Raw genomic sequence first — 17496 nt, 5'->3', positions numbered from 1 at the left:
GACCGGTGCGGGGGGCCGGGGGCGCGCACCCCCGGCCCCCCCCACCGCCGACCCCCACCCCCGCAGGGCAGTCGTGTCAGCGCCGCCGCGGTCTCGACTGGGTCAGGAACGCGCCCGCGAGCACGATCAGCGCGCCCACCGGGGTGTTCCAGGACAGCGGCTCCCCGAGGAGCCCGACCCCGGCCGCGGTCGCGATCACCGGGATGAAGTACGTGACCATCTGCGCGGTGGTCGGCCCGACCTCGGTGACCAGGCCGTACTGGAGCATCACCGCCAGACCCGTGCCGAGGGCGCCGAGGGCCAGCACGGCGAGCAGCGGCAGCACCTCGATTCGGCCCGGCAGCGAGGTGAACAGCGGTGTCACCACGGCGAGTTGCAGGGCGCCGAGGAAGAGCTGGCCGCCCACCAGGGCGATCGGGGAGTGGCCGCCGCCCGCGACCGTGCGCCGCAGGTAGATCCAGCCCACCGGGTAGCTGAGCGAGCCGAGCAGGGCCATCGCGGTGCCCGCCGGGTCGAGCCCGCTGAAGCCCTGCCAGGCGCCGAGCACGGTCAGCACCCCGAGGAAGCCGATGCCCAGACCGGCGACCCGGCGGCGGGTGGGCCGGTCCTCGGAGAGGGCGACCACCGACAGGGCCATGCCCCACAGCGGGGAGGTGGCGTTGCAGATCCCCGCGAGCGTGGAGGGGATGGTCAGCTCCGCGAAGGCGAAGAGCGAGAACGGCAGGGCGTTCAGGAGGAAGGCCGCCACCGCGAGATGCCCCCACAGCCGGGGGTCGCGCGGCAGCCGCTCGCCGCGCACCACCAGGGCCACCGCGAGCACCGCGGTGCCGAACACCAGCCGCCCCAGGGTGACTTGGAGCGGCGCGAAGCCATGGGTGCCGACCTTGATCAGCAGAAAGCTGAAGCCCCAGATCAGCGAGAGCAGCGCGAACCGCAGCCGCCAGTCGAGCAGGCGGCGGGGCGCCGGGGAAGCGGAGTCGGTCTCGGCGGAGGTGCGGGAGAGGGGCGCCGCCGAACCGGTGGCGGGTGGCGGGGTGGCCGTCGTACGCGTCATGGCAGCAAGCCTGCGACCAGGCACTGATAAGGACAAGCGAGATTCCATGCGAGCTATGGCTTAGCATCGCTTATATGTTGAACCTGGAGCGGCTGCGCACCCTCGACGCCCTCGCCCGGCACGGCTCGGTCAGCGGCGCCGCCGAGGGACTGCACGTGACGACCTCCGCGGTCTCCCAGCAGATGGCCAAGCTCGAACGCGAGGTCGGGCAGCAGCTCCTCGCCAAGTACGGCCGGGGCGTGCGCCTCACCGACGCCGGGCAGCTCCTCGCCGAGCACGCCGGGCGCATCCTCTCCCAGGTGCAGCTGGCCCAGTCCGACCTGGAGGCGCACCGCGGCCAGGCCGTCGGCGAACTGCGGATGGGTGCCTTCCCCACCGGCGCGCGGGGACTGCTCCCCGCGACCGTCGCCGAACTGCGCGCCCGCCACCCCGGGCTGCGGGTGCGCACCGTGGAGTGGGAGCCGGAGCGCGCGGTCGCCGGGGTGGTGCGCGGCGACCTCGATCTCGCCGTCGTCCTCGACTGGTACAACAAGCCGCTCGGACTGCCGGACGGACTGGTCAAGGCCGCCCTCCTCGACGACCCGATCGACGTGGCCCTGCCGGTCGACCACCCGCTGGCGGGCCGCACTTCCGCGGAGCTGGCCGAGTTCACCGGGGACGAGTGGATCACCTGGCCGGAGGGCGCCTTCTGCCACGAGTGGCTGCTCTTCACCCTGCGCGCCCAGGGCATCGAACCCTGCATCGCGCACCGCGCGGAGGAGCACCAGACCCAGCTCGCCTACGTGGCCGCCGGGCTCGGCGTCTGCGTCGCCCCGCGCCTCGGCCGCGAACCGATGCCCGCGGGGGTGTGCGCGGTGCCGGTCCGGGACGGCGTCTTCCGGCATGTCTACGCGGTCTGGCGGGCGGACGCCGACCGGCGCCCCTCGATCCGCGCCGCCGTGGAGGCCCTGCGCCGCGCCGCCGACCACGTCTCGCACTGAGGCGGGCGGCGCCGGGCCCTCACGTTCTCAGGCGAGCTTCACCTGCCCGCCAGTGACCTCGATCTTCTTCTCGGGCAGCGGCCGGGTGGCCGGCGGCGCCTGCACACTGCCGTCCTCGATGGAGAACCGGCTGCCGTGGCAGTTGCAGTTGATGGTCCCGTCCCCGACCGAGGCCACCTGGCACTGCCGGTGGGTGCAGATGCTGGAGAAGGCCTTGAACCGCCCCTTCTCCGGCTGGGTCACGACCACCTTCTCGTCCCCGAAGATCTTGCCCCCGCCCACCGGGATCTCCGAGGTCCTGCCGAGCGCGGCGCCCGCGCTGCCGCCGCCGGACGGCGCGTCCCCGGACGGCCCGGAGTCCCCCGAACCCCCGCAGGCGGCGAGGGCGGCGGAGAGCCCCGCGGTGCCCGCGGCGGCGAGGGCAGTACGCCGGGTGAGGGCGGAAGCGGATTCCTGCGAGCGCGACATGGTGCTGTCCTTCCGTACGGGCCGGCCCAGAACCGGGCTCCTACCTGTCGTACGCGTCGGCACGACCGGCCGTTCAACGCCCGAAGTGCCCGGCGGGCACGCGCGGGTGCTCCGGGCGGGGGAGCGGAGGCGGTCGTCACCGGCAGTAGCCTGGTCCCATGCTCACCGAAGTCAGGGCGGCCCGCTATGCGGCACCGCTGCGCGAGGGCGGCTCGCTGCCCGGGCTCGTCGAGGGCGACGACCGCACCCCGTACGTCATGAAGTTCCGCGGGGCGGGGCAGGGCCGCAAGACGCTGGTGGCCGAGGTGATCTGCGGGGGGCTCGCCCGGCGGCTCGGGCTGCGGGTGCCGGAGCTGGTCCGGCTGGAGCTGGACCCGGTGCTCGGCCTCGGCGAGCCCGACGAGCAGGTGCAGGAGCTCCTCAAGTCCAGCGGCGGCGCCAACCTCGGCATGCGCTTCCTGTCCGGCGCCCTCGGCTTCGACCCGCTCGCCTACCGGGTGGACCCCGTCGAGGCGGGCCGGGTGCTCTGGTTCGATGCCCTCACCGGCAATGTCGACCGCTCCTGGCGCAACCCCAACCTCCTTGTCTGGCACGGCGAGCTGTGGCTGATCGACCACGGCGCCACGATGATCTGGCACCACCACTGGCCCGGCGCCGCCCGCGCAGCCGAGCGCCCCTACGACGCCTCGGAGCACGCCCTCGCGAGCTGCGCCCCCGAGGTGGAGCGCGCCGCCGCCGAGCTGGCCCCGCGGATCACCCCCGAACTCCTGGCCGAGGTCACCGCCGAGGTCCCGGACGCCTGGCTCGAAGGCGAGGAGGGCTTCGCCGGACCCGAGGAGGTGCGCGCGGCCTACGCCGCCGTCCTGCTGCCGCGCGCCGCCCGGGTGCACCGGCACCTCGTCCTGCCCGAACCGGCCGCCGCCACCGGGCCCTTCGGCTGGATCACCCCGCCGGACCGGCGGGACACCGGCGATCCGGGGGAGCCCGGCACCGCGTCCGCGCCCCGCCCCGCCGCGGGAGAGGGCGCCGCCCGATGACCGCACCGGCCCCGCTGCACGTCTTCGAGTACGCCCTGCTGCGCGTGGTGCCCCGGATCGAGCGCGGGGAGCAGATCAACGCGGGGGTCCTGGTCTACTGCCGGGGCGCCTCCTTCGTCGGGGCCCGTACGCACCTCGACGCCGACCGGCTCCGCGCGCTCGACCCCGAGGCCGACGTCCCGGGGATCCGGGCGGCACTCCATGCCGTCGAGGGGGTCTGCCGGGGCGGCGACGAGGCCGGGCAGGCCGCGCGCGACGAGGCGGGGCGCCGCTTTCGCTGGCTGGTCGCGCCGCGTTCCACGGTCGTCCAGCCCGGCCCGGTGCACACCGGCCTGACCAGGGACCCGGCCGCCGAGGCCGACCGGCTGCTCGCGCTGCTGGTCCGGTGAGCCGGTACGCAGGGTCCGGGTGGGCCGGTACTTCCGGTACTTCCCCGTGAGGTAATCGATCACAGCGGGGCGGTTGCCGTTGACACCGGGTGCCGTGGCTTCTAGCGTCACGACCCGTGAGGTACTAAGCGGTCGCTCACCCAGGGGTCGGCCGCACGAGCCGCGTCAACCGGCTTCCGAGGGCGAGGAGATCACCATGTCCACCACCGAGCAGCGCGTAGCCGTCGTCACGGGCGCGGCCCGCGGCATCGGCGCCGAGACCGCCGTACGCCTGGCCGCCGAGGGGCGCGCCGTCGCCGTCATCGACCTCGACGAGGCCGCCTGCAAGGACACCGTCGAGAAGATCACCGCCGCGGGCGGCACGGCCCTCGCCGTGGGCTGCGACGTCTCCGACGAGACGCAGGTGGAGGCCGCCGTGGCGCGGATCGCCGAGGAGCTGGGCGCCCCGACCATCGTGGTGAACAACGCCGGTGTGCTCCGCGACAACCTGCTGTTCAAGATGAGCGTCTCGGACTGGGACACCGTCATGAACGTCCACCTGCGCGGCGCCTTCCTGATGTCGCGCGCGGTCCAGAAGCACATGGTCGACGCCAAGTTCGGCCGGATCGTCAACCTGTCCAGCTCCTCCGCCCTCGGCAACCGCGGCCAGGTCAACTACTCCGCCGCCAAGGCCGGTATGCAGGGCTTCACCAAGACGCTCGCCAAGGAGCTGGGCAAGTTCGGCGTCACCGCCAACTCGGTCGCCCCCGGCTTCATCGCCACCGAGATGACCAAGGCCACCGCCGACCGCGTCGGCATGGGCTTCGAGGACTTCAAGGCCGCCGCGGCCACCCAGATCCCCGTCCAGCGCGTCGGCACCCCCGAGGACATCGCCAACGCCGTCGCCTTCTTCACCGGGGACGCCGCCGGATTCGTCTCCGGACAGACGCTGTACGTGGCCGGCGGCCCGCTCAACTGATCGGAAGGGCACGGCAGTGACAGTGCAGGACAGCGGAAGGGCCGCCCTCGTCACGGGGGCGAGCCGCGGTATCGGCTACGGCATCGCCGAGGCGCTCGTCGCCCGCGGCGACCGGGTCTGCATCACCGGCAGGAACGAGGACGCCCTCAAGGAGGCCGTCGAACGTCTCGGCGCCGACCGGGTCATCGGCGTCGCGGGCAAGGCCCACGACCCGGAGCACCAGGCGGCGGCCGTGGCCCGGACCGTCGAGGCCTTCGGCCGCGTCGACCACCTGGTCAACAACGCCGGCACCAACCCGGTGTTCGGCCCCATGGCGGAGCTGGACCTCGCGGTGGCCCGCAAGGTCTACGAGACCAATGTGCTCTCCGCGCTCGGCTTCGCCCAGCACACCTGGCGGGCCTGGCAGCAGGAGAACGGCGGCGCCATCGTGAACATCGCCTCGGTGGCCGGCGTCTCCGCCTCGCCCTTCATCGGCGCCTACGGCATGAGCAAGGCCGCGATGATCAACCTGACCCAGCAGCTCGCCCACGAGTTCGCGCCGAAGGTACGGGTCAACGCCATCGCCCCGGCGGTGGTGAAGACCAGGTTCGCCGAGGCGCTCTACGAGGGCCGCGAGGAGGAGGCCGCCGCGGCGTACCCGCTGGGCCGCCTCGGGGTGCCCGAGGACATCGGCGGGGCCGCCGCCTTCCTCACCTCGGAGTCCGCCGGGTGGGTCACCGGGCAGACACTCGTGGTCGATGGCGGCATCTTCCTCAATGCGGGCGTCGGATAGGAAATCGCCTGGCCTTCGCAAAGCTCCCCAATGCCACGTAAGGGATCTTCAAGTGCCCCGCCGCAGTGGCCAGTTCACTCGGCGGGGCACTGCGATATGGTCTGCCAACCCGTACGGCGTGGCCTATCGAGGAGCGAGCGCGTGTTCAACCGGATCCACCTGCGGCCCATAGCCGCCGTCGCGTCCCTTACCGTGCTGGCCGGGTGCGGGGTTCTCTCTTCCGGCGACGACGACGGTGAGAAGCGGGTCGTCGTGGGCACCACCAGTGCCCCCAGCACGCTCGACCCCGCCGCCTCCTGGGACGGCTCCTGGGAACTCTTCCGCAACATCTACCAGACCCTGCTGAGCTACCCCTCCGGCGCCTCGTCCCCCGAGCCGGACGCCGCGGAGAAGTGCAAGTTCACCGACTTCTCCAACAAGGAGTACACCTGCGAGCTGCGCGAGGGCCTCAAGTTCTCCGACGGTGACACGCTGGACGCCAAGGCGGTCAAGTACTCCATCGACCGGATCCGCAAGATCGGCGTGGACGGCGGTCCGACCGGTCTCCTCGGCAGCCTCGACCGGGTCGAGACCAAGGGCGACCGCCAGGTCGTCTTCCACCTGAAGAAGTCGGACGCCACCTTCCCCTTCGTCCTCGCCACCCCCGCGATGTCGATCGTCGACCCCGAGGAGTACCCCGAGGACGAGGTCCGCGACGACGGCGCGGTCACCGGCTCCGGCCCGTACACCCTTGAGTCCTACGAGGAGAACACCAAGGCGGAGCTGGCGAGGAACGGCTCGTACAAGGGCTTCGCCGACCGCAAGAACGACGCAGTGACGATTCGCTACTTCCAGGATTCGGCGGCCCTGGTGGGCGCGCTGAAGAAGAAGCAGATCGATGTGACCTACCGCGGACTGGGCGCCGACGACACGCTTGCCCTGCAGGGCAACAAGAACAAGGAAGGCGTCCAGCTCGTCGAGGGCTCCGGGACCGAGATCAGCTACCTGGTCTTCAACCCCAAGGACCGCTGGGCGGGCAAGTCGGCCGTGCGCAAGGCGATCGCCCAGATCCTCGACCGCGGCGCCCTCGCCCACAAGATCTACAAGGACACCGTGGAGCCGCTGTACTCCATGGTGCCGCGCGGCCTCGCCGGCCACACCACGGGCTTCTTCGACCAGTATGGCAACCCCAGCGCGGAGAAGGCCGAGAAGATCCTCACCGACGCGGGCATCGACGAGCCGGTGAAGCTGACCCTCTGGTACACCACCGACCGCTACGGATCGGCGACCGGCCCGGAGTTCGAGGAGATCAAGAAGCAGCTCAACCGGACCGGCCTGTTCGACGTGAGTGTCAAGGGCCGCCCCTGGAAGGACTACGAGGCCGCCTACCGCAAGGGCGAGTACCCCGTCTTCGGCCGCGGCTGGTTCCCCGACTTCCCCGACCCGGACAACTTCATCGCCCCGTTCGTCGGCGAGCAGAACCTGCTCGGCCCGCAGTACAAGTCCCCCGAGATCATCGACAAGCTGCTGCCGGAGTCCCGCCGGGAGAACGACCGCGGCGCCGTGGTCGAGCAGTTCCAGCAGGCGCAGCAGATCATGCTGGACGATGTGCGGCTGCTCCCGCTCTGGCAGGGCAAGCAGTACGTGGCGGCCAGCGAGGAGATCGCGGGCGGGGAGCGTGCGCTCGACCCCTCGACGATCATGATGATGTGGGAACTGCACCGCAAGACCAGCTGGTAGGACGGGGTCCGGCGGCAGCGGTGGCGGTCGTTGTCAGTGGGGGCGAGTAGGTTCTGCGGTGGGAAGTGACCGCACCTTACTCGGCCCCACCAGGCCGTCCTGTGAAGGAAGTTGAATGACCGACACCTCCGTGCTGCCCGCATCCTGGCGCGGCGTCCTCGGCGAGGAACTCCACCAGCCCTACTTCGAGGAACTCCTCGAATTCGTCGAGAAGGAGCGGGCCGAGGGCCCCGTCTATCCGCCGCGCGAGGAGGTCTTCGCCGCCCTGGAGGCCACCCCGTACGAGCAGGTGAAGGTCCTCGTCCTCGGTCAGGACCCCTACCACGGCCCGGGCCAGGGCCACGGGCTGTGCTTCTCGGTGCGCCCCGGGGTGCGCACGCCGCCTTCGCTGCGCAACATCTACAAGGAGCTGGAGTCCGAGCTGGGCCACCCGGTGCCCGACAACGGCTATCTGATGCCCTGGGCCCGGCAGGGCGTGCTGCTGCTCAACGCGGTGCTGACCGTCCGCGAGGGGGAGGCCAACTCGCACAAGGGCAAGGGCTGGGAGAAGTTCACCGACGCGGTGATCCGCGCTGTGGCGGACCGCCCCGACCCGGCGGTCTTCGTGCTCTGGGGGAACTACGCGCAGAAGAAGCTCCCGCTGATCGACCAGGAGCGCCACGCCGTGGTGAAGGGCGCCCACCCCTCGCCGCTCTCGGCGCGGAAGTTCTTCGGCTCCCGGCCCTTCACCCAGATCGACGAGGCGGTGGCCGCGCAGGGCCACACCCCGATCGACTGGCGTATCCCCGACCTCGGCTGAGCCCGCCCCGGGCCGGGCCGGTGCGTCACCGGCCTGGCCCAGCGCCCTGCCCGCCCCCGCCCGTGCCTGAGGCGCATCCCGCCGGGCGGCGGTTAGTTTCAGGGGGCGGGCGGCCGGGGCGCCGCTTGGCGTACGAGTACGGAGGTCGCGGTGGCGGAGCGAGGCCAGGAGGCGTCGGAGGACGGCGTGATGACCCGGATCGGGCAGGTCATCATGCTGCACCACGCCGGGGACCGCGAGGAGGCCCGGCACCGCTTCGGCGCGCTCTGGGGCGAGATCGGCGACGGCGGCGACCCGCTGCACCGCTGCACCCTGGCCCACTTCATGGCCGACGCCCAGGACGACCCGGTGGAGGAGCTCGCCTGGGACCTGCGCGCGCTCTCCGCCGCCGAGGAACTGACCGAGGGCCGCCCCGCCGCCCACGACGGACGGCTCGCGGTACGCGCCCTCTACCCCTCCCTGCACCTCAACCTGGCCGCCGACTACGTGGGGCTCCGCCACTTCGCCGCGGCCCGGAGCCACCTCAAGCGGGCGCGCGGAGCCCTCGGCGCCCTGCCTGAGGACGGCTACGGAAACGGCGTCCGGGCAGCCGTCGACCGGCTGGAGGCAGGCCTGGAGGAGTCGGCGGCCGAGGACCACCGCGGCCCGCTCGGCCCACCCCGCCGGGAGCCCTGAACCGCGACGGGGCCCGGCTCCCGTACCGCCGGTCGGGGTCTCGTGGTCCTGGAACAGCGCGGTCTGTGAAGAGGCCGCCTTCACCTGGGAGGCGCAGCCGCGTCAGACGGGGGATCGAGGGGTCGGCCCGCCTCATTCGTATGACGGCCCCGTCACTCCCAGATCCGTACGCATCGCGCGACGTGTCCTGGACAAGACGTGCCAGCTCCGCGTGATGTCGTCCCGTACGGTCTCGACGTCGTCGCCTTCACGTGGCGTGTGGTGGCTGAGGCGGGCCAGGACGCCGTAGACCGAGCCCAGGCTGATGTCGACGTGCTTCACCTCGGCCAGCACGGAGTCCGGCACGGTCATCTGGGCCTCGGCGTACTGCTGGCGGTACTCGACACGAGCTGTCTCGACCAGGGCCAGCGACTCCTGCGGGTCATACCCGAGGCGGAGTACGTGCCTGTGATCGTTCAGGGTCGCCAGGTAGTGGCGGGCTGCCGCGTTGAAGTTCGTATAGGCCAGCTTCCTGGCTTCCCGGCTCGACTCCGACTGCTGGGCGGCGAGTTCGGCACGGCGGGTGCGTTCGAGGTGTTCCCACTCCGCACGGCGCGAGGCATCTCCCCGGCGCTGGGTCAGCCAGGCCGAGCCCAAGGTGCCGCCCACACCCACCACTGCGGCCAGCAGGCCCGCCATGGCCGAGTCCATCACGCCTCCCCGTACCGACCACCGTTTCCCCCCTCCTTCCCGGTGACACCGACTGCGACGCGCTTCGCCGACTCGGTACGGAGCGAAGGAACTTCCCCGGCCGGTGGGCGGTTCGCCGGTGCGGAGCGCGATCAACTCCCGTACCTCTCCTTGCAGATACGGGCGGCCTTGCTGTCCGGCGGCAGCACGTCCCAGCGGTCCGAGAGCGCGCACAGCTGCCGTTCGCTGGTGGGCAGGGCGGGCCCGGGGGAGCGCGGCCGGGCCGGGGCGGGAGCGGCCGGGGCCCCGGTGGCGCCCGGCGGTGCGGCGGAGGCGGAGGGCGCGGCCGGTGCCCCGCTCCGGCCCGGGGCGGTGGGGGCCGGGGACGTGGGGCGCGGGCCGATGTACTCGAGCGCCTCGCGGGCGGGCGCCTCGAGGATCTCCGCGGGCCGGGCGCTGCCGTGCGGCCCCGCCGGATCCGGGCTCGGGGAGACGGCCCGCCCCGGTGAGGGCGGGCCCACGGTCACGCAGCCGGCCGCGGCCGGGAGGAACGCGGCGAGGAGCAGAGCGGTGGTGGAAATCCTGTGCACCGCAGCACTCTGCCGTGGTCACCGGGGGTTCGGATACTCCCGGCGGGCAGGTTGCCCCGCACGGGTGACGCGCGGGTGAGGCACCAGGGGAGCGGACCGCGATGAGACACCGGGGGAGCGGACCGCGCGGTGCCGGGGTGCGGCGGGCGCGGCGAGACCGCACCCGCCCGGGCGGGCCGGGGGTCCGGCTCGGCCAGGGGCCCCGCCGCGCTCCGGCCGTATGCTTCAGCTGCCTCGGCCCCGCCCGCGAACCAAGGAGTACCCGTGAAGGTCGGCTGCATCGGTCTCGGCGACATCGCCCGCAAGGCCTACCTCCCGGTGCTCACCACCCAGCCGGACGTCGAACTGCATCTGCACACCCGCTCCCCGGAGAACCTGCGCCGCACCGCCGAGGCGCACCACATCCCGCCGGAGCGCCGCCACACCGGCTTGGACTCCCTGCTCGCCGCGGGGCTCGACGCCGCCTTCGTGCACGCGGCGACCGGGGCGCACCCCGCCCTGGTCGCCGCGCTCCTGGAGGCGGGCGTACCGACGTACGTGGACAAGCCCCTCGCCTACGAACTGGCCGACAGCGCCCGGCTCGTGGACCTCGCCGAGGCCCGGGGCCTCTCGCTGGCCGTCGGCTTCAACCGCCGCTACGCGCCCGGCTACGCCCAGTGCGCCGAGCACCCGCGCGAGCTGATCCTGCTGCAGAAGAACCGCCTCGGGCTGCCCGAGCGCCCGCGCACCATGATCCTGGACGACTTCATCCATGTCGCCGACACCCTGCGCTTTTTGCTGCCGGGCCCGGCGGACACGGTGGACGTACGGGCCCGGGTGGTCGACGGGCTCGTGCACCATCTCGTCCTGCAGCTGGCCGGGGAGGGCTTCACCGCGCTCGGGGTGATGAACCGGATGAGCGGTTCCGCGGAGGAGGTCCTGGAGGTCTCCGGCCAGGACACCAAGCGGGTGGTGCGCAATCTCGCCGAGGTGATCGACCACAAGGGCCAGCCCTCCGAGCGGCGGCGCGGCGACTGGGTGCCGGTGGCCCGCCAGCGCGGCGTCGAACAGGCCGTCCTCGCCTTCCTGGACGCGGTACGCCGGGGCGAGGTGCTCAGCGCCCGGGACGCGCTGGCCACGCACGAGCTGTGCGAGCGGATCGTACGCGAGGTGGAGTCCCGCTCCTGAGCACCCGCACCCCGCCGGCGAGCGCGTAGAGGGCGAGCGCGGTCACCGCCGCGTGGACCGGCCAGTCGCCGAAGCGGACGTAGGGGGTGGTGCCCCCGGCGAGCGGGACCTCGTAGACCTCGGTGGTGGAGGCGGAGGTGCCGAGGGTCCGGCCGACGCGGGTGCCGTCGGGGCCGTAGACCGCCGAGACCCCGGTGAGGGTGGCGTGCACCATCGGCCGCCCGGTCTCCGCCGCCCGCAGCGCGGCGAGCGAGGCGTGCTGCCGGGGGGCCCAGCTGTTCTGGAAGGAGGAGGTGGAGGACTGCGCGAGGAGCAACTGCGCGCCGTCCGCCGTGAGTCGGCGGCTCATGTCCGGGAAGGCCGACTCGAAGCAGATCACGGTGCCGAGGCGCGGCGCCCCGGCGGGCCGCATGATCTCCTGGCCGGTGCCCCGGTGCCGGTCCTCGCCCGCCGCCCGGCCGACCGAGGTGGCCCAGCCGAGCAGCGACCGGGCGGGCACGTACTCGCCGAAGGGGACCAGCCGCATCTTGTCGTAGCGGTCGCCGGTCGGTCCGTCCGGTCCGATGAGTACGGCGCTCTTGTAGATGCCGCCGACGGCCCGCGCCCCGCCGCGCCGGGCGTCGACATTGACCAGGATGTCCGCGCCGACCTCCCGGGAGAGCCGCGTGATGCGCTCGGTCAGGCGGGGCTGGTCCCGCAGGTCGAAGCCGATGCTGCTCTCGCCCCAGACGACCAGGTCGACGCCCCGCCCCGCGAGCTGCCGGGTGAGCTGCACCTCCCGGTCCAGACGGGCGTACCCGGTGGCGTCCTTGCCGACCACCCCGGGCTGGACGAGGGCCACCCGGGTGCGCCCGGACTCCTCGGGACGCGGGGCGAGCAGCCAGGCCGTGCCGGTCAGGGTGGCGACCGCGAGCAGGGCGCAGAGCGCGGCGCGGCGATGGGCCGGTGCCAGGACGAGCAGGGCCAGTGCCGTGTTCACGGCGACCAGGAGCAGGCTGAGGAGCCAGACCCCGCCGAGGGAGGCGAGCCGGAGCGCGGGCGCCACCTGCCACTGGCTGGAACCGAGCAGTCCCCAGGGGCCGCCGAGCCCCTCCCAGGACCGTACGAGTTCGATCAGCAGCCAGCCGCAGGGCAGGAGTCCGAGGGCCGCCCAGGGCCGGAGGGGGAGGCCCGCGCCGCCGAGCAGCCGGTGCACGAGCCTGCCCCAGGGCGCCCAGAGCAGACCGAGCAGCGCGGCGAGGACGAAGGTGAACACATGCAGGCTCGGCAGCAGCCAGTGGTGCACCGCGAGCATGAAGCCGAGCCCGCCGAGCCAGCCCTCCCGCATCGCCCCGCGCGGCGAGGGCGCCGAGCGGAGCAGCAGCAGCCAGGGCACCAGGACGAAGGGCGCGAGCCACCAGAGCGCGGGCGCCGGGAAGGTGAGCGCGGGCAGCGCACCCGCGAGTACGGCGGCGAGATCGCGGCGGCCGGGCGCGAGGCGGTTCCGCGGCGGGCGGTCCTTGCCGCGGCGGGGAGCGGACGGCGGATCGAGCAGATCCATGCCGCGCCTCCCTGACTCGCCCTCACCGGTGCCTGCCTCCAGTCTGCGGGTTCGGGCCGATCATGCACAGGCCCGGCGGAGGGTTCTGGTCAGCGGTGGCCGGTGGTCAGCCGGATGGTCGGCGGCATGTTCGGCGCCCGGGGGAGTGTCCGGGGCCCGGGGGTTGGCCTGGCGGGCGGCGGGCGGCGGTCGGCCCGGCTCGGCGGCTGGCAGTCGGCCCGGCGACCGGAGACCAGCCCCGCCCCGGCGGCCGGCGGTCAGCCGGGCTGCCGCCACTTCTCCTGGACGAGGAGGCCGCGGAAGCGCCAGCCGTCCTCGGTGCGCAGCAGCGCGAACTCGTAGCGCCCGCCCGAGGCGAGGCCGGGGGCGGAGCCGGTGCCGTCCGGCGGGGCCGGGCGCAGTGACCTGAGGTAGTCGGCCTGGACCTCGGCGGTGTCGCCGAGGTCCTGCTCCCACCGTGTGAAGCGCAGGCGCCGGTTGACGAGCAGGAGCTGCCGCACCGGGTGGCTCCGCAGACTCTCCGCCAGCCACTCGGCCGTCCGGGTCGCGTCCGCGGCGATGCCGCCCGCCGCGCTGTGGTCGGCCCGGCCGTCCGGGGTGAACAGCTGTGGATACCCGGCCCAGTCGGAGTCGTCCACGGTCACGGCGTACTCGGTGACCAAGGCGTCGACGGCGAGCCGGTCGACCACTGCGGCGAGTTCTCCACGCTGCGTCATCGGCTCAGTCTTGGCCATGCGAGGCGCGGAACCAAGGGCCGTGCGGGGGCGGACGGAAGCACGGGTGCACGGGCGCACGGGCCCTGGGCACGCGAAGGCCCGCACCTCCCCGCGCCGTACCGCTGTACGCGGATCGGCGGGGACGTGCGGGCCAGGGGAAACGGATGCGGTACGGGTGCCGGACTCGGTGCGGCGGGACCGCGACGGCGGCGGGATCCGGGGAGACGGGCCTCAGGCGGCCTTGACGATCTCCTCGCGCTCCTCGCGCATCGCGACCGCCCACTCGGTGACGAGCAGTTCGTACTCCTTGCGCTGCTCGTTCGAGAGTCGGCCGCCCGCGCGCAGCCAGAGGCTGCGGATCTGCTCATTCACATCGGCAGCAGAACGCGCGGAATCGTGGGACTCATCGGTTGGGGGCATGCCGTCGAGTCTAGGGCCTCGACGGCTCCGAGCGCTCCGCAGCGTCAGGTGCTGATCGCCACACGTAGTCGGGGCAACCGCCCTGACCAGGCAAATTGGACGTCCTGACCGGGAAGTGTCCAGGTGTGTGACCTTGGCCTCACTCCGGGTGTCCGTGGTTTGAGAGGTGTGCGGGTGCCGGGATACGACGGAGCCCCCGCCGGGGCGGGGGCTCCGTGGGGGACGGACCGTCAGTTGTCGTCCATGGAGTCGCGCATGCCCTTCGCGCGGTCCTGCATCTTGCCCATCTCGTCCTTGGCCTTGCCCTTGGCCTGGTCCGTCTGGCCCTCGGCGGCCTCCCGGTCGTTGCCGGTGGCCTTGCCCTTCATCTCCTTGGCCTTGCCCTTGAGCTTGTCCATGGCGTTGTCGCTCACGGCGACTCCTCACGTCTAGGGTGGTTCGCTTACCGGCTCAAAGTAGGACGGAAGCGGGCGCACCGCTCGGTGTGCGGGGCAGGCGGGTTAGGGGGCGGTCCGGCCCGCCTAGCCGACCGACTCCCCGGCGTGCGGGGACAGAGCGCCGCTGAGGACCAGCACGATCAGCACGATGCCCAGCAGGATCCGGTAGTAGACGAAGGGCATGAAGCTCTTGGTGGTGATGAACTTCATGAACCAGGCGATGACGGCATATCCGACCACGAAGGCGATCAGTGTCGCGAAGATGGTCGGGCCCCAGGAGACATGTCCCTCGCCCGCGTCCTTCAGCTCGAAGGCGCCGGAGGCGAGCACCGCGGGGATGGCGAGCAGGAAGGAGTAGCGGGCGGCGGCCTCGCGGCGGTAGCCCATCAGGAGTCCGCCGCTGATGGTGGCGCCGGAGCGGGAGACGCCGGGGACCAGGGCCATCGCCTGGCAGATGCCGAAGATGAGGCCGTCGCGGACGTTCAGCTGCTCCAGCGACTTGCGGGCCCGCGCGGCGCGGTGCCTGCCGCCGGTCTCGTCGCGGGCCGCGAGGCGGTCGGCGATGCCGAGCACGACGCCCATCACGATCAGGGTGGTGGCGATCAGCCGCAGATCGCGGAAGGGGCCCTCGATCTGGTCCTTGAAGGTCACGCCGAGGATCCCGATCGGCAGTGAGCCGACGATCACCAGCCAGCCCATCTGGGCGTCGTGGTCGCGGCGCATCTCCTTGTTCACCAGGGAGCGGGACCACGCCGAGATGATCCGGGCGATGTCCTTGCGGAAGTAGATGAGCACCGCCGCCTCGGTGCCGATCTGGGTGATCGCGGTGAACGCCGCCCCCGGGTCGTGCCAGCCCGCGAAGGCGGCCGTCAGGCGCAGATGCGCACTGGAGGAGATCGGCAGGAACTCGGTCAGTCCCTGGACGAGCCCGAGGATGAAGGATTCGAACCAAGACATGGGGTGAGGGGTCCAACTGGGTCGGGCGCTGACCGTTCGCGAGGGCCAGGGGCGATGGAAGGGTGCGGCATCTCGCCCGCGGGCGGCGGGCGTGAGGGACTCGGCTCTTCGTGACGCTCCGGTGGGCGGGGCGGTGACGGTGCCGCCGGGGGATCAGGTGCTGCGGTGCAGCGTAGCGCCCCTGGTCGCCGCGCCCGGCACAGGGCCCGGGCGCCGCGAAGGCCCCGAGGCCGCGGCGACCCGTCTGAGACGGGACCGGCGGCCTTGCCCGGTACGGCGGTTGGGCCCAGGACGCTCAACGCCCCCGGAACTTCTCCCGCTTCCACCAGGCCACCGCGCCCCCGGCGAGGCCCGTCACCGCGATGAAGCCCATGGCGAAGAGGAACACCGGCGAGGTCGGCGTGGAGGCCCGCGCCCCCGCCACCACATAGGCCCCGGTGTTGGGGATGATCCCGATCCCGGTGGCGAGCAGGAAGGGCAGCCAGCGGGTACGGGACACCGCGGCGCAGTAGTTGGCGGCGAGGAAGGGGACGCCGGGGAAGAGCCGGGTGGCGAGCAGCGTGCGGAAGCCGTGCCTGCTGAACTGCCCGTCCACCGCCGTCAGCAGCCGGCCGCGCAGCAGTGGGCGCAGCGCGTCCTGCCCGAGCATCCGGCCGAGACCGAAGGAGAGGGCCGCGCCGAGCACCGAACCGCCGACCGCGGCCACCAGGCCGAGCGTCGAGCCGAAGAGCGCGCCCGCCGCCAGGCTCATCAGCGGCCGCGGCACGAAGGCCACGCAGCAGAGCCCGTAGGCCGCCACGAAGACGAGCAGCGCCGCCGCCCCGCCGAGCTGCTTCGGCCAGCCGTCGGAGAGCAGCCGCTGCGGCTCCAGGAGCAGCACACTCGCGCCCATCCCCGCGAGCAGCACGAGCAGCAGCGACAGCCGGGACCAGGGCGAGAGCAGCCGTCTGCCGAGTCGCGCGGCGAGGCCCCGGGGCGGGGCCGGGGCGAGGACCTCGGTACGTGCTGCTGCGGTCGGAGGCATCCGGGGAGACTAGCCGACGTACGTGACTGATCGCCGGAGGCGAGGTCTCACCGGCGTCACGGCCGCCCCTGCGGAAGGCCGCCCCGCGCCCTGTCAAGCGGCCGTGACCTGCCCGCTCTGCCCGTGGCGCACGGGGACGGCACAATGGAGTCGTGGACGAGCCGGTACCCGTGACCCGAGCCGTGGACTTCGGCACCGCCAAGCTGATGCCCGATGTCGACCGGCCGCGCGCCTGGCTGCTCACCCTCGACGGTTCGCCCCAGTCGTACGTGGACCTGGACGCGCCCGAGCACCTGGAGTTCGAGTACGCCCGGCGGCTCGGGCACGTCATCGACACCGCCGCGGAGCCCGGGCGGCCGCTGGACGTGCTGCACCTGGGCGGCGGCGCGCTGACCCTGCCGCGCTATGTCGAGGCGACCCGCCCCGGCTCCCGGCAGCAGGTGGTCGAGGCCGACCGCGCCCTGCTCGAACTCGTCGCCGAGCACCTGCCGCTGTCGGAGGGGATGACGGCCGAGCTGCACACGGCCGACGCCCGGGACTTCCTGGAAGCCGCCCCCGGGGAGAGCGCCGACCTGGTGCTCGCGGATGTCTTCGGCGGCTCGCACATCCCCGCGCACCTCACCACGCTGCCGTACGCCCGTCAGGCGGCGCGGGTGCTGCGGCCGGGCGGGCAGTACGCGGCCAACCTCGCCGACGGCACGCCCTTCGCCTTTCTGCGCTCCCAACTCGCCACCTTCGGCGCGGTGTTCGCCCATCTCGCGCTGGTCGCCGAGCCCTCGCTGCTGCGCGGGCGCCGGTTCGGCAACGCCGTCCTGGTGGCCTCGCACCGGGAGATCGACGTGGCCGCGCTCAGCCGCCGCGCCGCCGCCGACCCCTTCGCCGCCCGGGTCGAGGACGGGGCGGCACTGCGCCGCTTCACGGGGGACGCGGCCCCGGTCGAGGACGAGACAGCGGTGCCCTCACCCGCGCCGCCCTCCGGGGCGTTCCGAGTGGGCGGCTGAGCGGCCGGCTCCCGGGTCCCGGGTCCCGCGCGATGCGTCCCGGACTGCGAAGGGGCTCCCGGGCTCGTACCGCCTCCAGGCGCGTACCGCCTTCGGGCTCGTACTGCCTCCAGGCCCGGACTTC

Annotated in this window: 20 protein-coding genes; 10 read left to right on the top strand and 10 right to left on the bottom strand. The window is 73.1% G+C overall.

Annotation, left to right across the window (positions count from 1 at the left end; genetic code table 11):
- Positions 1-76 precede the first annotated feature (76 nt).
- Complete coding sequence (locus tag HFV08_RS27660) at positions 77-1054, bottom strand: DMT family transporter (protein WP_246342128.1); 978 nt, start codon at positions 1052-1054, stop codon at positions 77-79.
- Between the two features lie 74 nt (positions 1055-1128).
- Between HFV08_RS27660 and HFV08_RS27655 the strand changes: the two genes are divergently transcribed.
- Positions 1129-2034 (top strand): LysR family transcriptional regulator, encoded by a 906-nt coding sequence (locus tag HFV08_RS27655; RefSeq protein WP_168543187.1) that lies wholly within the window; start codon positions 1129-1131, stop codon positions 2032-2034.
- A 27-nt stretch (positions 2035-2061) separates the two neighbouring features.
- Here the strand turns inward: HFV08_RS27655 and HFV08_RS27650 are convergent, their stop codons facing one another.
- A complete protein-coding gene (locus HFV08_RS27650) occupies positions 2062-2502 on the bottom strand; it encodes a Rieske (2Fe-2S) protein (RefSeq protein WP_168543186.1) in 441 nt (146 codons plus the stop codon).
- Between the two features lie 158 nt (positions 2503-2660).
- On the opposite strand from HFV08_RS27650, the gene HFV08_RS27645 reads away from it, so the two are divergent.
- The 7 genes from HFV08_RS27645 to HFV08_RS27615 all read left to right on the top strand — a co-directional run bounded on the left by HFV08_RS27645 (position 2661) and on the right by HFV08_RS27615 (position 8851).
- Complete coding sequence (locus HFV08_RS27645; protein ID WP_246342127.1) at positions 2661-3539, top strand: HipA family kinase; 879 nt, start codon at positions 2661-2663, stop codon at positions 3537-3539.
- The gene (locus HFV08_RS27640; RefSeq protein WP_168543185.1) at positions 3536-3928 is read left to right on the top strand and encodes a DUF3037 domain-containing protein; all 393 of its coding nucleotides are present in this window, start codon (positions 3536-3538) and stop codon (positions 3926-3928) included. The genes HFV08_RS27645 and HFV08_RS27640 overlap by 4 nt, the downstream gene beginning before the upstream one ends.
- Before the next feature lie 196 nt (positions 3929-4124).
- A complete protein-coding gene (gene fabG, locus HFV08_RS27635; protein WP_168543184.1) occupies positions 4125-4886 on the top strand; it encodes a 3-oxoacyl-ACP reductase FabG in 762 nt (253 codons plus the stop codon).
- A gap of 16 nt (positions 4887-4902) precedes the next feature.
- Positions 4903-5658 carry an SDR family oxidoreductase gene (locus tag HFV08_RS27630; RefSeq protein ID WP_312885853.1) on the top strand — a complete coding sequence of 252 codons (756 nt, stop codon included), beginning with the start codon at positions 4903-4905 and terminating at the stop codon, positions 5656-5658.
- 96 nt (positions 5659-5754) lie between these two features.
- A complete protein-coding gene (locus HFV08_RS27625) occupies positions 5755-7377 on the top strand; it encodes an ABC transporter substrate-binding protein (protein ID WP_168543183.1) in 1623 nt (540 codons plus the stop codon).
- Between the two features lie 115 nt (positions 7378-7492).
- Entirely contained in the window at positions 7493-8176 is a 684-nt protein-coding gene (ung, locus tag HFV08_RS27620; protein WP_168543182.1) for a uracil-DNA glycosylase, read from the top strand.
- Positions 8177-8326: 150 nt separating this feature from the next.
- A complete protein-coding gene (locus tag HFV08_RS27615) occupies positions 8327-8851 on the top strand; it encodes a hypothetical protein (protein ID WP_168543181.1) in 525 nt (174 codons plus the stop codon).
- A 132-nt stretch (positions 8852-8983) separates the two neighbouring features.
- Here the strand turns inward: HFV08_RS27615 and HFV08_RS27610 are convergent, their stop codons facing one another.
- Together HFV08_RS27610 and HFV08_RS27605 are read right to left on the bottom strand one after the other, a co-directional pair.
- Positions 8984-9541: a hypothetical protein gene (locus HFV08_RS27610; RefSeq protein ID WP_168543180.1), complete on the bottom strand. Its 558-nt coding sequence runs from the start codon at positions 9539-9541 to the stop codon at positions 8984-8986.
- 131 nt (positions 9542-9672) lie between these two features.
- Positions 9673-10110 carry a hypothetical protein gene (locus HFV08_RS27605; protein WP_168543179.1) on the bottom strand — a complete coding sequence of 146 codons (438 nt, stop codon included), beginning with the start codon at positions 10108-10110 and terminating at the stop codon, positions 9673-9675.
- Positions 10111-10374: 264 nt separating this feature from the next.
- Between HFV08_RS27605 and HFV08_RS27600 the strand changes: the two genes are divergently transcribed.
- A complete protein-coding gene (locus tag HFV08_RS27600) occupies positions 10375-11277 on the top strand; it encodes a Gfo/Idh/MocA family protein (protein ID WP_168543178.1) in 903 nt (300 codons plus the stop codon).
- Here HFV08_RS27600 and lnt read toward each other — a convergent pair.
- From lnt to HFV08_RS27570, 6 genes are all read right to left on the bottom strand, one after another.
- A complete protein-coding gene (lnt, locus tag HFV08_RS27595) occupies positions 11204-12817 on the bottom strand; it encodes an apolipoprotein N-acyltransferase (protein ID WP_168543177.1) in 1614 nt (537 codons plus the stop codon). The two genes, HFV08_RS27600 and lnt, sit on opposite strands and share 74 nt — an antisense overlap.
- Before the next feature lie 257 nt (positions 12818-13074).
- Entirely contained in the window at positions 13075-13533 is a 459-nt protein-coding gene (locus tag HFV08_RS27590; RefSeq protein WP_168543176.1) for a nuclear transport factor 2 family protein, read from the bottom strand.
- A 231-nt stretch (positions 13534-13764) separates the two neighbouring features.
- Entirely contained in the window at positions 13765-13953 is a 189-nt protein-coding gene (locus tag HFV08_RS27585) for a hypothetical protein (protein WP_040255207.1), read from the bottom strand.
- 230 nt (positions 13954-14183) lie between these two features.
- Positions 14184-14366 (bottom strand): CsbD family protein, encoded by a 183-nt coding sequence (locus HFV08_RS27580; RefSeq protein WP_168543175.1) that lies wholly within the window; start codon positions 14364-14366, stop codon positions 14184-14186.
- A gap of 108 nt (positions 14367-14474) precedes the next feature.
- Positions 14475-15347, bottom strand: coding sequence for an undecaprenyl-diphosphate phosphatase (locus HFV08_RS27575; RefSeq protein WP_168543174.1), 873 nt, complete (start codon positions 15345-15347; stop codon positions 14475-14477).
- A gap of 295 nt (positions 15348-15642) precedes the next feature.
- Positions 15643-16371 carry a TVP38/TMEM64 family protein gene (locus tag HFV08_RS27570; RefSeq protein WP_168543173.1) on the bottom strand — a complete coding sequence of 243 codons (729 nt, stop codon included), beginning with the start codon at positions 16369-16371 and terminating at the stop codon, positions 15643-15645.
- A 152-nt stretch (positions 16372-16523) separates the two neighbouring features.
- Here HFV08_RS27570 and HFV08_RS27565 point away from each other — a divergent pair, with 152 nt between their 5' ends.
- Complete coding sequence (locus HFV08_RS27565; protein ID WP_312885852.1) at positions 16524-17372, top strand: spermidine synthase; 849 nt, start codon at positions 16524-16526, stop codon at positions 17370-17372.
- The last annotated feature ends 124 nt before the right edge of the window (positions 17373-17496 follow it).

Source organism: Streptomyces physcomitrii (assembly GCF_012273655.1).
GTDB classification, from domain to species: Bacteria; Actinomycetota; Actinomycetes; order Streptomycetales; family Streptomycetaceae; genus Streptomyces; species Streptomyces physcomitrii.
This window is presented reverse-complemented; position numbering and strand designations above follow the sequence as displayed.